Origin of the sequence: Agathobaculum sp. Marseille-P7918, assembly GCF_900625105.1 — a bacterium.
Classification (GTDB): Bacteria; Bacillota; Clostridia; order Oscillospirales; family Butyricicoccaceae; genus Agathobaculum.
In genome coordinates this window covers 52,974-66,964 of the sequence record NZ_UYYD01000005.1, presented here as the reverse complement: position 1 = coordinate 66,964, position 13,991 = coordinate 52,974, and the positions used below count along the sequence as shown (strand labels likewise).

The 13,991-nt window shown below is 59.0% G+C and carries 14 protein-coding genes and 1 other annotated feature; of the genes, 2 read left to right on the top strand and 12 right to left on the bottom strand.

Annotated elements, in window-relative coordinates; translation table 11 throughout:
* The 10 genes from EJL02_RS08750 to rpmG all read right to left on the bottom strand — a co-directional run bounded on the left by EJL02_RS08750 (position 1) and on the right by rpmG (position 7,848).
* The gene (locus EJL02_RS08750) at positions 1–657 is read right to left on the bottom strand and encodes a VanZ family protein (protein ID WP_125116033.1); all 657 of its coding nucleotides are present in this window, start codon (positions 655–657) and stop codon (positions 1–3) included.
* A 30-nt stretch (positions 658–687) separates the two neighbouring features.
* The gene (locus EJL02_RS08745) at positions 688–2,610 is read right to left on the bottom strand and encodes an NAD(+) synthase (protein WP_125116032.1); all 1,923 of its coding nucleotides are present in this window, start codon (positions 2,608–2,610) and stop codon (positions 688–690) included.
* Positions 2,611–2,827: 217 nt separating this feature from the next.
* Positions 2,828–3,958 (bottom strand): SLC13 family permease, encoded by a 1,131-nt coding sequence (locus tag EJL02_RS08740; RefSeq protein ID WP_243114441.1) that lies wholly within the window; start codon positions 3,956–3,958, stop codon positions 2,828–2,830.
* A gap of 137 nt (positions 3,959–4,095) precedes the next feature.
* Positions 4,096–4,467 carry a 50S ribosomal protein L7/L12 gene (rplL, locus tag EJL02_RS08735; protein WP_125116031.1) on the bottom strand — a complete coding sequence of 124 codons (372 nt, stop codon included), beginning with the start codon at positions 4,465–4,467 and terminating at the stop codon, positions 4,096–4,098.
* Positions 4,468–4,510: 43 nt separating this feature from the next.
* Complete coding sequence (gene rplJ / locus EJL02_RS08730; RefSeq protein WP_125116030.1) at positions 4,511–5,098, bottom strand: 50S ribosomal protein L10; 588 nt, start codon at positions 5,096–5,098, stop codon at positions 4,511–4,513.
* 10 nt (positions 5,099–5,108) lie between these two features.
* Positions 5,109–5,272: a sequence feature (ribosomal protein L10 leader region), on the bottom strand.
* 145 nt (positions 5,273–5,417) lie between these two features.
* Entirely contained in the window at positions 5,418–6,113 is a 696-nt protein-coding gene (gene rplA, locus EJL02_RS08725; RefSeq protein WP_125116029.1) for a 50S ribosomal protein L1, read from the bottom strand.
* Between the two features lie 109 nt (positions 6,114–6,222).
* Positions 6,223–6,648, bottom strand: a complete 426-nt coding sequence (gene rplK / locus EJL02_RS08720; protein ID WP_125116028.1) for a 50S ribosomal protein L11 — start codon at positions 6,646–6,648, stop codon at positions 6,223–6,225.
* A gap of 252 nt (positions 6,649–6,900) precedes the next feature.
* Positions 6,901–7,437 (bottom strand): transcription termination/antitermination protein NusG, encoded by a 537-nt coding sequence (gene nusG / locus EJL02_RS08715; protein WP_125116027.1) that lies wholly within the window; start codon positions 7,435–7,437, stop codon positions 6,901–6,903.
* A 12-nt stretch (positions 7,438–7,449) separates the two neighbouring features.
* Positions 7,450–7,680, bottom strand: coding sequence for a preprotein translocase subunit SecE (gene secE, locus EJL02_RS08710; RefSeq protein ID WP_125116026.1), 231 nt, complete (start codon positions 7,678–7,680; stop codon positions 7,450–7,452).
* 18 nt (positions 7,681–7,698) lie between these two features.
* Positions 7,699–7,848 (bottom strand): 50S ribosomal protein L33, encoded by a 150-nt coding sequence (rpmG, locus tag EJL02_RS08705; protein WP_125116025.1) that lies wholly within the window; start codon positions 7,846–7,848, stop codon positions 7,699–7,701.
* A 260-nt stretch (positions 7,849–8,108) separates the two neighbouring features.
* Between rpmG and ruvX the strand changes: the two genes are divergently transcribed.
* Complete coding sequence (gene ruvX / locus EJL02_RS08700; protein WP_125116024.1) at positions 8,109–8,528, top strand: Holliday junction resolvase RuvX; 420 nt, start codon at positions 8,109–8,111, stop codon at positions 8,526–8,528.
* 49 nt (positions 8,529–8,577) lie between these two features.
* On the opposite strand, the gene secA is transcribed toward ruvX, so the two are convergent.
* A complete protein-coding gene (gene secA, locus EJL02_RS08695) occupies positions 8,578–11,334 on the bottom strand; it encodes a preprotein translocase subunit SecA (protein WP_125116023.1) in 2,757 nt (918 codons plus the stop codon).
* Between the two features lie 150 nt (positions 11,335–11,484).
* Positions 11,485–12,414: a calcium/sodium antiporter gene (locus tag EJL02_RS08690; protein ID WP_125116022.1), complete on the bottom strand. Its 930-nt coding sequence runs from the start codon at positions 12,412–12,414 to the stop codon at positions 11,485–11,487.
* A gap of 295 nt (positions 12,415–12,709) precedes the next feature.
* On the opposite strand from EJL02_RS08690, the gene prfB reads away from it, so the two are divergent.
* The gene (prfB, locus tag EJL02_RS08685; RefSeq protein WP_125116021.1) at positions 12,710–13,831 is read left to right on the top strand and encodes a peptide chain release factor 2; all 1,122 of its coding nucleotides are present in this window, start codon (positions 12,710–12,712) and stop codon (positions 13,829–13,831) included.
* Positions 13,832–13,991: the final 160 nt, after the last annotated feature.

The window sequence follows — 13,991 nt, the reverse complement described above, 5'->3', positions numbered from 1 at the left end:
TCACGCTTCTTTCCTGGGGTTTACGCGGCAGATGTGCCGCCAGATCGGGGTGATGCGGCAGAAAACGAACACGATCAGCGCGCCGGCGAGGTTGAGGATGAGGTCATCCACGTCGCACGAGCCTGCGCCCGTGTACACCTGCGCGACTTCGACCGTTGTGATGCCGAGGGTGAGCGTTGCCGCGAAGAAAAAGATGCTGCGCTGCCAGCGGAACAGGGCGGGCAGGAACACGCCCATCGGCGCGAACGCAATCAGGTTGCCCAGCAGGTTGAGAATCACCAGCCGCAGCGAGATGTTGCCGTAGCCGTAGGCGATCAGGTAGTTTTTGATCGTGCGCAGCGGTTCGAGGTTGACCGCGTCCAGCTGCGCGTGCATCGAGATGCCGCGGCCGAAGGCGTTGTCGAAAAACAAAACGTTTGCCAGCACCCAAAGATAGTACCAGAACAGCAGCAGCATATAGTCATGCCGCCGTTTACTGCGCGCGCCTTTCGGCACGCCGTAAAACAGCGCGATGCCCAGCAGCACGACAAACGCCGCGGCAAAGGCAAATTTCTGTTCCGGTCCGACGATATAGTCGGGTGCCAGCTCATAATACAGGTTAAAACAGAGCAGGGCGGCGGTCGCAACGACCGCCAGCCTGCGGATCAGGGTTTTCAAAGGCGAGGTCTCCTTTGTGGAGGGATGGGCTTACAGGGCTTCCGCCTGCTGGAGCCAGAGCGCGGCGCACGCGTCCGACGGCATACGCCAGTCGCCGCGGGGCGACAGCGTGATCGTACCGACCTTGGGGCCGTCCGGCAGGCAGGAGCGCTTGAACTGCTGCGAGAAGAAGCGGCGCAGGAAGGTCACGAGCCATTTTTTGATCGTCGCGTCGTCATAGGCGCCTGCGAAGGTCTTGCGCGCGATGCGGTAGATCTTGCGCGGCGCGTAGCCGAAGCGCAGCATATAATACAGGAAAAAGTCGTGCAGCTCGTACGGGCCGACCAGATCCTCGGTTTTCTGGCTGATTTCGCCGTCCTTGGGCGGCAGCAGCTCGGGAGAGACCGGCGTGTCCAGCACGTCGCACAGCACGTCCGACAGCTCACCCAGCGTGCGGTCGGCCTCGTACGCCACCAGATAGCGCACCAGCGTCTTGGGGATGGACGCATTGACGCCGTACATCGACATATGGTCGCCGTTGTAGGTCGCCCAGCCGAGCGCCAGTTCGGACAGGTCGCCCGTGCCGACCACCATGCCGCCATGCTTGTTGGCAAGGTTCATCAGCACAAGCGTGCGCATGCGCGCCTGCCCGTTTTCAAAGGTCACCGACAGGTCGTCCTTGCTCTGGCCGATGTCGGCAAAGTGCTGATCGACCGCGGCCTTGATGTCCACGGTCTGCAAGGTGACGCCGTAGGCGTCCGCCAGCTTTTCCGCGTTGCCGCGCGTGCGCGCAGTCGTGCCGAAGCAGGGCATGGTCACCGTGAGGATGCCCTTGCGGTCGAGTCCCAGCATATCGAAGGCGTGTACGGCGACGATGAGCGCGAGCGTCGAGTCCAGTCCGCCCGACAGGCCGATGACCGCGGTTTTCGCGTGCGTGTGGCGCAGGCGGGTGGCAAGGCCGGTGGCCTGCAGGGTGAGGATCTCCTCGCAGCGCTCGTCGCGCAGCGCCTTGTTTGCGGGCACGAACGGGGTGCGCGGGAAGCTGCGGTCGGTGAGATCGCAGCTCGCCATGGGCAGGCGGAAGGAAAATTCGCCCGCCGGCACGCTCTGGAAGGTGTTCATGCGCTGGCGCTCGTGCGCCAGACGCTGCAAATCAATATCGGCATAGACGATGCCGTGGGTGAACATGCGGCTTTCGGCCAGCAGCGCACCGTTTTCCGCGATCAGGTCGTGCCCGGCGAACACAAGATCCTGCGTGGACTCGCCGAAGCCCGCGTCCGCGTACACATAAGCGCACAGTAGGCGGCCGGACTGCTGCCGCACCAGATCGCGGCGATAGACGGCCTTGCCGATGATCTCGTCCGAGGCGGACAGGTTGGCGATGATATACGCGCCGCCCTGGGCCAGCGCGGTCGAAGGGGGATTGGGCACCCACAGGTCTTCGCAGATCTCCACGCCAAAGGTGAACAGCGGCGCGTCCTCGCAGGTGAACACCTGACCCGTCACGACCGGCACGCAGACGGGTTCGCCGCGGCCGTCCCGGACGATGACGGCCTCCAAGCCGTCCAGCGCCTCGCCCGAAACGAAGTGGCGCTGCTCGTAAAACTCGGAGTAGTTGGGCAGATGCTGCTTGGGCACAAAGGCCAGCACATCACCGCCGCACAGGACGGCGGCGCAGTTGTACAGCTTGCCGCGCACGCGCAGCGGCAGGCCGACCAGCACGACGGCCTCCAACCCCGCGGTTTCGCGGCAGACGGTCTCAAGCGCGTCCAGCGCGCCGTGCAGCAGGGTTTCCTGCAAAAACAGGTCCCCGCAGGTGTAGCCGGTCAGGCAAAGCTCGGGGAATATGATCAGCTTTGCGCCCTTGCGGGCGGCCTGCTTGGCCTGTTCTATGATTTCGGAAGCGTTATAGGCGCAGTCCGCCACGCGCAGATCGGGCGTTGCGGCAGCGATTTTGACAAATCCATCCTGCATTCCAGTGTTCCTCCAAATAATTCAGATATGGTTAGTATACCCTTTTTTCGTTTGCTACGCAAGACTTTCGACATGGCCGTACAGGTCGGATCAAGGAAGGCGCACCGCGCAATCAGCGCGGATGCGTCCAAAAGTCCGGCAGAGCGGCAGAGGGAATGAAAAAAACCGCTGAAAAGCGGTTTTTTCTATTCGATTTACGCCGAACGGCGCCACTGAGTCAGCCGATGCAGCCAAACAGGTAGGCAGCGGCGGACAGCAGGATCAGCCCCGCGATATTGGCCAGTGTGAACACCAGCAGATAGCGCGGCAGCGAGGCGCCTTCCGCGCGTAAGTACAGCTTGAGCGAGATCAGGCTCGCCAGCGATGCGATCGGCGTTCCCAGACCGCCGACGTCTACGCCGGCCAGCAGCGCGCGCCAGTTGTCGGTAAAGCCGGAGAGCAGCACCGCCGCCGGCACATTGCTGATGACCTGGCTGGCCAGCACGCTGGTCCAGTAGGTGCTGCGCTCGAGCAGCATCTCAAGCGCGCTTCGCACCGCGTCGATGCGGCCGATGTTGCCCGCAAAGATGAAAAAGCAGACAAAGGTCAGCAGCAGCATGTAATCCACACGGGCGAACAGTTCGCGGGCGAACAGCGCAAGGCAGACAATGACGATCGCGGTCAGGATGCCGTAATGCAGCACATGCACGACCGACAGCAGGCACAGCACAAACAGGACGCACAGCAGGGCGAACAGCCGCGGCTGGGCGATGTGCTCGCGCCGGGGGAAGGAGATCTCGATCGTCTCGCCGCGCGTCCACAGCGCAGCGACCGACAGCGCGACCAGGCTGACCAGCGTCAGCGGCAGCACGACGCGCACGAACGAGCCGATATCCAGCCCGTAATACGAGCACAAAAACAGGTTCTGCGGGTTGCCGACCGGCGTGGCCATGCTGCCGAGGTTGGCGGCCAGCGTTTGCAGCACCACCACGCGGATGAGTGCGTCCATCCGGCCGACATGGCCGAGCACCAGCACGGTGAACGGCACAAAGGTGATGAGCGCGACGTCGTTGGTGATCAGCATGGAGCAGAAAAACGGCAGCAGCACCAGCGCAAGATACAGCAGGCGCAGCTGTTTGCGCCCGGTCAGCAGGCGCTGGGCCAGCACGGTGAACAGACCGCACTGCTGCAGCCCCGCGACCACCGCCATCAGGCAGAACAGCAGGCACAGCACGCGCAGGTCGATATAGCCGGCGTAAGCCGCGTCGGGCGGCACCGCCAGCATGGACAGCAAAGCGCACACAAACGAGATGACCAGAACGGCCTCACGCCGGACAAAGTTTCCCAATTTAGTCAGAAAGGGATGCATGACAGGCCTCATTTCCAAAAACGTTCGTATCCAAATACACGAATCGGCAAAAGAAACGGCAGGTATTGCCTAAAGCAATACCTGCCGGGTTTCAGACAGCTTGCAGCCCTGAAAGGGCCGGCCGAGCGATCAGAAAATTACTTGAGCTCAACCTTAGCGCCAGCAGCCTCGAGCTTCTCCTTGATCTCGTTAGCCTCAGCTTCCGGAGCAGCTTCCTTGATGGTCTGCGGAGCGGAGTCAACCTTCTCCTTGGCTTCCTTCAGGCCCAGGCCGGTGATCTCACGAACAACCTTGATAACGTTGATCTTGGAGGAGCCAGCCTCAACCAGAACAACGTCGAAGTCGGTCTTCGCGTCAGCAGCAGCAGCCTCGCCAGCGCCAGCAGCAGCACCTGCAACGGCAACCGGGGTAGCGGATACGCCAAATTCTTCTTCCAGAGCCTTTACCAGCTCAGAGAGCTCCATAACCTTGAGCTCTTTTACAGCTTCCATAATCTCAGCAACAGTCATGGGATTAAACCTCCGTTTAAGTTATTTTTTAAAATTTGTTTGATTACTCCGCAGCGGGAGCCTCTTCAGCGGGAGCTTCCTCCGCAGCCGGAACCTTTGCAGCAACCAAATCGGCTACCTTCATTTCCTCGTTGCCCTCAGCCTTCTTAACGATAGCATCGCAGGCAATAGCAAGCTGCATAATGGGGAAGTTGAAGCTGTACAGTACCTGAGCGATAAGGACTTCCTTGCTCGGCATGCTTGCCAGCTTCTTGACCTCGGCCTCGTCGATTACCTTGCCTTCCAGGTAACCAGCCTTGATCGTAAAGTTCTCGTGGGTCTTGGCGAACTCACCCAGGATCTTAGCGGGTGCGATCACGTCGTCGGTGGTCGAAATCGCCAGAGCGGAAGTGCCGTTCAGGTGCTCTTCCAGAGCGTCAAAGCCCAGTTCCTTCGCCGCAAAGCGGATCAGGGTGTTCTTGATGACCATATACTCAACGCCTGCTTCACGCAGCTGACGGCGGAGCTTGGTATCATCCTCAACGTTGATGCCCTTGTAATCGACCAGCACGCCGGCCGGAGAATTCTTGATCTTCTCTACCAGAGACGCAACCAGAGCCTTCTTCTCTTCCAGAACCTTTGCATTCGGCATCTTTTTCACCTCCTAAAAAATAAAAGTACCCTCCCGGTGCAAAGACACAGGGAGGGTACACAGAAAACCTCATAAAGATGTGTGTTTCATTTCCGTGTTGACCTCGGCGGGCGGCGGAAACGCCTTTAAAGCCATGCGGCTGCCTGCTGTCTTTGACCAAGCTCTTATATTATACAGATGTTATTTTGCTTTGTCAAGCACTTTTTTGTAATTCTTGAGAAAAAGTTTGACCGAACAAAAACGCCCGAAGAAAAATCCTCGGGCGTTTTGTATTGCTCATTGATACCGGTCAAAAACCGGGTTTCCGCAGAGCGGAAACTTACGCCATCAGCTTGGCAGCGTTGACCTTGACGCCGGGGCCCATGGTGGAAGCCACGACGCAGGAGCGGATATACTGACCCTTGGCAGCCGCCGGCTTTGCCTTGACGATCGCGCCCATCAGCGCATCGAAGTTGTCCTGCAGCTTCTCTGCACCGAAGGAAGCCTTGCCGATCGGGCAGTGGATGATGTTGGTCTTGTCCAGACGGTACTCGATCTTACCAGCCTTGGATTCCTGAACTGCCTTGGCAACGTCCATGGAAACCGTACCAGCCTTCGGGTTCGGCATCAGGCCCTTAGGACCGAGCACGCGGCCCAGACGGCCAACCAGGCCCATCATGTCCGGGGTAGCGATAACAACGTCGAACTCAAAGAAGTTTTCCTTCTGGATGCGCTCCATCAGGTCCTCAGCGCCGACGATATCAGCGCCGGCAGCCAGCGCCTCGTCCGCCTTCGCGCCCTTGGCGAAAACAGCAACACGGACATTCTTGCCGGTGCCGTGGGGCAGAACGATCGCGCCGCGAACCTGCTGGTCTGCGTGACGGGAGTCAACGCCCAGCTTGACGTGCAGCTCGATGGTCTCGTCAAACTTGGCCTTCGCGGTGGAAACAACGGTGGAAAGCGCTTCTGCCGGATCGTACAGCTTGGAGCGGTCGATGGTCTTTGCGCTGTCTACATACTTTTTACCTTTATGCACAATAAATCCTCCTTAAGTGGTAATGCGGGAATAGGCTAAACCTAACCCTCCCACTTTGACCGGCGCCTGCAAAAAGCGCGGTCAAAATCCATTCAGCTTAACTTAAAACTTATTCCTCGACAGTGATACCCATCGAACGGGCAGTGCCGGCGATCATGCTCATCGCAGCTTCCAGGGAAGCAGCGTTCAGGTCGGGCATCTTGGTCTCCGCGATCTTCTGGCAGTCCGCCTTGGAGAGCTTGGCAACCTTGGTCTTGTTCGGAACGGCCGAACCGGACTCGATGCCGCAAGCCTTCTTGATCAGGACCGGCGCCGGGGGAGTCTTGGTGATGAAGCTGAACGAACGGTCGGCATAGACCGTGATAACAACCGGGATGATCATACCGGCTTCGTTCTTGGTGCGCTCGTTGAATTCCTTGGTGAACGCCATGATGTTGACGCCGTGCTGGCCGAGGGCCGGACCTACCGGGGGAGCCGGGGTTGCCTTGCCTGCGGGAATCTGGAGCTTAATATAACCTACTACTTTCTGTGCCATGTTGAAAGGTTCCTCCTTCAAAAAATGTGGTATCTGGCGGACAATATGGCTGTCCTCCCACTTGCCGCGCTCCATCAGGAGCGAAGCGACGTTCTATTCCAAAATCCGGGGACACGCGCCTCGGATTTTGACCCCGACCCGCCGCCCGTGCGGCGAAACCGGGGGTATCGAAAACAAGTTTCTTCGGAACTTGTTTTCGTATATAGGGGGGTATCGGATACCCCCTATATGCAGAAGCTCGGCTTCTGCAAATTACTCGTCGAGCGTCTCGACCTGGTCGAGTTCCAGCTCAACGGGGGTTTCGCGGCCGAACATGGAAACCGTGACGTTTACCTTGTTCTTATCCGCTTCCACCGACGACACCACGCCGATAAAGCCGGCCAGTGCACCGTCGATGACGCGCACGCTGTCGCCAGGTGCGTAATTAACCTCGATCTCGCGCTTCTCCACGCCCATCGCGGCGATCTCGTCATCGGTCAGCGGGATGGGTTTGGAGCCGCCGGACTTGTCTTGTCCAACAAAACCGGTGCAGCCGCGGGTGTTGCGAACCAGATACCAGGTTTCATCGGTCATAACCATTTTGACAAGCACATAGCCGGGGAAGAGCTTGCGCTCGACCTCGCGGCTTTTGCCGTCCTTGACTTCCGTGACCGTTTCGGTCGGGATGTTGACGGCTTGGATCAGGTCATGCAGCTTGCGGTTTTCGACCGCTTTTTCGATCGAAGAGGCCACTTTGTTTTCGTAGCCGGAGTATGTGTGCACCACATACCATTTTGCAGCGTCTGACATAAATGCCTCCTTTTAGGCGGCGAAAGCTTTGAGCAGCGTCTGGACGCCGAGACCGAATACGATATCGAGGACCCAGATGAAAATACCGATCAGGATGACGCAGGCAATCACAACCAGCGTGTTGTTCACCGTCTGCTGGCGGGTGGGCCACACAATCTTGCGGCACTCGCTCTTCAGCTCGCGGAACCACTTGCCGATACGCGCAAAGAGACCGGGCTTTTTCGCCTTGGTTTCTTCAGCCATGAAGCTACTTCCTTTCTCTTACTTCGTTTCGCGGTGCAGCGTGTGCTTCCGGCAGAAACGGCAGTACTTGTTCATTTCCATACGGTCCGGGTTGTTCTTCTTGTTCTTCATCGTGTCATAGTTTCTTTGCTTGCACTCGGTGCAGGCCAGCGTAATCTTCACGCGCATAAATAACGGCACCTCCTTTTAATATTCGTCCCTTCCCATGCCCCTGTGGCACGGCGCGGGATCTTTTGCCTCCCTTTGCCAGTGTTCCGGGCCCAAATTCCGAGACACGCGAAAAATGGGCGCAAAAAAAGAACCTGCATAGGTTCTTAAAGTATAGCATGCGGGAAACCGGCGGTCAAGGGTTTTTCGGAAAAAGGTGCTGGTTTTTTTGCGTTTTTGTGATATACTTAGCTTAATCCACAAGATATAGGAGTATTCACATGCGTATTTTGGGTATTGATTACGGGGATGCGCGCACGGGGCTGTCGATTTCCGATGCGTCGGGGTTTCTGGCCGGTTCGCCGAGCGTCATCCACGAATGGAATTACGACAAGCTGCTCGATAAGCTGACCGCCTTCATCGCGGAAAACAAGATCGAGGAGATCGTGCTGGGCTGGCCGAAGAACATGGACGGCACCGCGGGCGAGCGCGCATACAAGTGCGAAGCGCTGGCCGAAACGCTGAGAGAGCGCACGGGCCTGAACGTCACGCTGTGGGACGAGCGGCGCACGACGGTTGCGGCGCACGACATCCTGCATCAGACGGGCAAAAAGGCGAAAAAGCATCGCCAGACCGTGGACGCGGTCGCGGCGAGCCTGATTTTGCAGGGCTATCTGGATTTCAAACGCCGGCAAAAATGACAGACAAGGGGAAAAGAGGGAAACCCGCGCGGGTTTCCCTCTTTGCTTTTTATTTGTACGGGTTATCCGCCTTGAGATAGCAGCATTTTTTGTACTTTTTGCCGCTGCCGCACGGGCACGGATCGTTCGGGCCGATCTTTTTGCCCACGCGCTTAGGTTCGGCCTTGACCGAACCGTCGTCCGCGCCGGCCGCCGCGGTCTCCTTGGCGACCTGCTCGCGCTTGGGCTCCTCGCGGGTGCGCACCTGCGCAAGGAAGATCATGCGCACGGTGTCCTCGCGGATGGCGTCGATCATCGCGTCGAACATGTCGAAGCCTTCGCGCTTGTACTCGACCACCGGGTCATGCTGGCCGTATGCGCGCAGGCCGATGCCGTTGCGCAGCTCGGTCATCGCGTCGATGTGGTCCATCCACTTGGTATCGACGTTCTTGAGCAGCACCACGCGCTCGAGTTCACGCATGATCGGCGCGCCGAGCATCTGCTCCTTGGCATCGTAAACCTTGTGCGCCTGATCGCTCAGCACATTGGTCAGCTGCTCAGCAGTCAGGTCGTCGCACTCTTCGGGCGTGAAGGTGCAGTCCTCGGGACGCAGGAACACGCCGATGAACGGACGGCGGGCCTGTTCGACCATTTCGGGGCTGATCAGGTGATTTTCGCCAATCGCGGCGTGTACCGCGCGGGCGATCGTGTCGTCGATCATGGACATGATGTTGTCCTTGACGTCCTTGCCCTCGAGCACCTGCAAGCGCTGGCTGTAGATGGTCTGGCGCTGGGTGTTGAGCACATCGTCGTACTCGAGGACGTGCTTACGGACGGCAAAGTTGCGGGATTCGATCTTCTTCTGCGCGTTTTCGATCGCGCCGGACAGAATCTTCTGGTCGATCGGCTCGTTTTCGTCGATGCCGAGCGAATCCATCATGTTCTGGATGCGTTCCGAACCGAACAGGCGCATCAGATCGTCCTCGAGCGAGATATAGAAACTGGACTCGCCGGGGTCGCCCTGACGGCCGGCACGGCCGCGCAGCTGGTTGTCGATACGGCGGGATTCGTGCCGCTCGGTGCCCAGAATATACAGGCCGCCCGCCGCGCGCACCTTTTCGGCGTCCGCGTCGGTTTCCTTCTTATACTTCTGGTACAGCTCCTGGAACTTCTCGCGGATGGCGAGCACTTCCGGGTCGTCGGTCTCGGCGTGGCCGTTGGCCTCGTAGAGCAGTTCGGGCGTGTAGTCGCCCTTCTTCAGCTCGTCAAGCGCCATGGTCTCCGCGTTGCCGCCGAGCATGATATCCGTACCACGGCCGGCCATGTTGGTCGCGATCGTGACCGCGCCCGACTTGCCCGCCTGTGCGACGATGTCGGCTTCCTTTTCGTGGTACTTGGCGTTCAGGACGGTGTGCTTGATGCCCTTGCGCTTGAGGATGGCGGACAGCTCTTCGGACTTTTCGATCGACACCGTGCCGACCAGAATCGGCTGGCCCTTGGCGTGGCAGGCTTCGATGCGCGCGATGGTCGCATTGATCTTGCCGCGCTCGTTCTTGTAGACCGCGTCCGGGTTGTCCTTACGGGCGATCGGCTTGTTGGTCGGGATTTCGATAACGTCCAGCTTGTAGGTGTGGCGGAACTCTTCCTCCTCGGTCAGCGCAGTACCGGTCATGCCGGACAGCTTGCCGTACAGGCGGAAGTAGTTCTGGAAAGTGATGGTCGCGAGGGTCTTGCTCTCGTGCTCAACCTTGACGCCTTCCTTGGCCTCGATGGCCTGATGCAGGCCCTCGTTATAGCGGCGGCCGAACATCAGACGGCCGGTGAACTCGTCAACGATGATGACCTGACCGTCGCGCACGACGTAGTCCACGTCGCGCTGCATGACGCCGCGCGCCTTGATCGCCTGGTTGATGTGGTGCTGGAGCGTGGTGTTGGCCGGGTCGGACAGGTTTTCCACATGGAAATACTGCTCCGCATGCGCCTGACCGTGCGGGGTGAGGGTTGCGGTGCGGGCCTTTTCGTCCACAATGTAGTCCGCATCGATGTCGTCCTGCTCCTCCTTGGCGTCCACTTCCTTGACGCGCAGACACTTGAGGCCCGCGGCGAAGCGGTCGGCCATTTCATAGAGCTGGGAGGACTTTTCGCCCTGACCCGAGATGATCAGCGGGGTACGCGCCTCATCGATCAGGATGGAGTCCACCTCGTCGACGATGGCGAACGCGTGGCCGCGCTGCACCATGGCCTTCTTATAGATCGCCATGTTGTCGCGCAGGTAGTCAAAGCCGAACTCGTTGTTCGTGCCGTAGGTGATATCCGCTTCGTACATCGCCTTGCGCTGGCTGGGCTCGACGGCATGGATGACCAGACCGACAGTCAGCCCGAGGAAGCGGTAGACCTTGCCCATCCATTCGCTGTCGCGCTTGGCCAGATAGTCGTTGACCGTGACGATGTGCACGCCCTTGCCGGTCAGCGCGTTGAGGTACGCGGGCAGGGTGGCGACCAGCGTTTTGCCTTCGCCGGTCTTCATCTCCGCGATGCGGCCCTGATGCAGCACGATGCCGCCGATGACCTGCACGCGGTAATGCCGCATGCCCAGCACGCGCCACGCGGCCTCGCGGCAGGTGGCAAATGCCTCGGGCAGCAGATCGTCCAGCGTTTCGCCGTTCTGATAACGGGCCTTGAACTCATCGGTCTTGGCACGCAGCTCGGCGTCGGTCAGCTTTTTGTACTGCTCTTCGAGCGCGTCAACCTTGTCCGCGATGGGATAGATCTTTTTCAGTTCATGCGAGGAATGGGTTCCAAAAATTTTGGTGAGAAGGTTAGCCATTCTTGATTCAGCCTTTCAAAAAGGGGCGAAAAAGCCCCATTCGTTCATACAGAACCTATTATAGCACACAATGCACGGGAAACAAACAAATTTTTTGTAAACGAACGCGGACCAAACAAAAAAGACGCCCGCAGGCGTCTTTTTTTCGGATTATCTCATAATCAAATAAGCGGTATAGACCACATAGGTCAGCGCCATGATCGCACCGGGCGCGCGGCCGAGCTTGCCGCGGCGAGCCGGGAGATAGAACACGATGCTGATGCCGATGAGCACGAGCGCGTCGATGATCGAGGTGGCCTGCACCGGGATGGGCGTGATGGTGGCGGATACGCCGAGAATGAGCAGCAGGTTAAAGATGTTCGAGCCGATGACGTTGCCCATCGCAATCTCGTTCTGTCCCTTGCGGGCGGCAACGAGCGAGGTGACCAGCTCGGGCAGGCTGGTGCCGATGGCGACGATGGTCAGACCGATCAGCGTTTCGGACAGGCCGAACATGCGCGCGATGCCGGTCGCGCCGTTGACGGCCAGCTGGCCGCCAATGATGATGCACGCGAGGCCGAGCACGATGTTGACGCCGATCATCACGGGCGGCATCTTGACCTCGTCCTCTTCCTCATCCGCTGCACTGCGGTTTTTGAGCGCCGCACGGATCTGAATGCCGAGCACCAGCGCGAACACTACCAGCAGGATGATGCCCTCGATGCGCGAAATGGTAAGGTCGGGCGCGATGAAAATCAGCAGCAGGATGGCTGCGCCGACCGAAAGCGGCCAGTCGCGCCGCAGCAGCGTGCGGTCCATCACGAGCGGGCAGACCACCGCGGACAGGCCCGCGACGACCAGCAGATTAAAGATGTTCGAGCCGAGGACGTTGCCGACCGCGATCTCGTTTGCGCCCTGCAAGGCGGCGGTCAGGCTGACGGCCAGCTCGGGCGCCGAGGTGCCGAAGGCGACGATGGTCAGGCCGACGAGCAGGGGCGATACGCCCAGCCGCCGCGCCAGCGCGGACGCACCCGCGACAAATTTGTCCGCGCCCCAGACCAGAAGGACGAAGCCGAACACCAGCATGATGAATGATAGCATGAAGAAAACCCCCTATAACGTAAACGATAGCACATCTGCGCGCAAAAAAAGAGACTTTTATTGCGCTTTCTGCAATAAAAGTCTCGCTGCTTCCGGTAGGCACGGGCCGCAGGTCCCAGCGGCCGTGATTGACGATGCCGACCACGCCCGCAGGCGTGAGCTACTCCCTTTCGTTGTACATAAAAATATAGCGAACAGACAAGGGTTAGTCAAGCCAAACTTAGAAAAATCTTTACAAGTTCGGCGTAAAACGGTATACTATATACTACTGAAAAATACGTGAAGGAGCATTTTCATGCTTGAGTTTGAAGAATACAAGGTCAAACTGAACAATTTGAAGCCCGAGCTCGAGGCGCTGTACGAGTCGCTCGGACTCGAGCGGGCAAAGCGCGAGGTGGAGGAACTCGAGATCAAGTCCTCCCAGCCCGGCTTCTGGGACAACCCGGAGGAAAGCCAGAAGATCGTCTCCCGCATGGGTTCGCTCAAGGGAAAGATCGAGGCGTATAACCATCTGCACGGCCTGTGCGACGATCTGCTGACCATCTGTGAGATGGCGATCGAGGAAAACGACGAGTCCATGCTCGAGGAGCTGGAGCACGGCTACAAGGAGCTGGAGGACGGCGTTGCCGAGCAGAAGCTGTCCACGCTGCTGACCGGCGAATATGACAAGAACAACGCGCTGGTGTCCTTCCACGCGGGCGCTGGCGGCACCGAGGCGCAGGACTGGTGCGAGATGCTGTACCGCATGTACACCCGCTGGGCCGAGCGTCATGGCTTCACCTACAAGATCATGGACTATCAGGACGGCGAAGAAGCGGGCCTGAAATCCGCGGATATCCTCATCGAGGGCGAAAACGCGTACGGCTTCCTCAAGGGCGAGTCGGGCGTGCACCGTCTGGTGCGCATTTCCCCGTTTGACGCCTCCGGCCGCCGTCACACCTCGTTCTCCGCGGTTGAGGTCATCCCGGATATCCCGGATGACTCGGCGGACTTCGAGATCAAGCCCGAGGATTACGAAATGCAGGTGTACCGTTCCTCCGGCGCGGGCGGCCAGCACATCAACAAGACCTCGTCCGCGGTGCGACTGATCCATAAGGCGACCGGCATCGTGGTTTCCTGCCAGACCGAGCGCAGCCAGTTCCAGAACAAGGACAACTGCTTGCGCATGCTGCGTTCCAAGCTGGTCGAGATCAAGGAGCGCGAGCATCTGGAGAAGATTTCGGACATCAAGGGCGATCAGAAGAAGATCGAATGGGGCAGCCAGATTCGCTCCTACGTCTTTATGCCCTATACGCTGGCCAAGGACACGCGCACCGGCTTTGAAAACGCCAACATCGGCGCGGTCATGGACGGCGACATCGACGGGTTCATCAACGCGTACCTGTCCGCCCTGGCAACCGGCACATTAAAGAAATAAACATGTGAATTTACCGCGCCGTGAGGCGCGCATCAAACAGAAAAGAGCCGCCTAAAAAGGCGGTTCTTTTCATCCAAAGCCCAGCTTTGCCGGGCTTTTGATACCAGTGCGGAGCAAAGTTTCGCGTGTCGGAACTTTGCGCAGATTTGGACGCATCCGC

Bases quoted from the DNA above. Each gene is read 5' to 3' on its own strand.
- EJL02_RS08745 (WP_125116032.1), bottom strand. From the start codon at position 2,610: ATGCAGGATGGATTTGTCAAAATCGCTGCCGCAACGCCCGATCTGCGC.
- EJL02_RS08740 (WP_243114441.1), bottom strand. From the start codon at position 3,958: ATGCATCCCTTTCTGACTAAATTGGGAAACTTTGTCCGGCGTGAGGCC.
- rplL (WP_125116031.1), bottom strand. From the start codon at position 4,467: ATGACTGTTGCTGAGATTATGGAAGCTGTAAAAGAGCTCAAGGTTATG.
- rplJ (WP_125116030.1), bottom strand. From the start codon at position 5,098: ATGCCGAATGCAAAGGTTCTGGAAGAGAAGAAGGCTCTGGTTGCGTCT.
- rplK (WP_125116028.1), bottom strand. From the start codon at position 6,648: ATGGCACAGAAAGTAGTAGGTTATATTAAGCTCCAGATTCCCGCAGGC.
- nusG (WP_125116027.1), bottom strand. From the start codon at position 7,437: ATGTCAGACGCTGCAAAATGGTATGTGGTGCACACATACTCCGGCTAC.
- secE (WP_125116026.1), bottom strand. From the start codon at position 7,680: ATGGCTGAAGAAACCAAGGCGAAAAAGCCCGGTCTCTTTGCGCGTATC.
- rpmG (WP_125116025.1), bottom strand. From the start codon at position 7,848: ATGCGCGTGAAGATTACGCTGGCCTGCACCGAGTGCAAGCAAAGAAAC.
- ruvX (WP_125116024.1), top strand. From the start codon at position 8,109: ATGCGTATTTTGGGTATTGATTACGGGGATGCGCGCACGGGGCTGTCG.
- secA (WP_125116023.1), bottom strand. From the start codon at position 11,334: ATGGCTAACCTTCTCACCAAAATTTTTGGAACCCATTCCTCGCATGAA.
- EJL02_RS08690 (WP_125116022.1), bottom strand. From the start codon at position 12,414: ATGCTATCATTCATCATGCTGGTGTTCGGCTTCGTCCTTCTGGTCTGG.
- prfB (WP_125116021.1), top strand. From the start codon at position 12,710: ATGCTTGAGTTTGAAGAATACAAGGTCAAACTGAACAATTTGAAGCCC.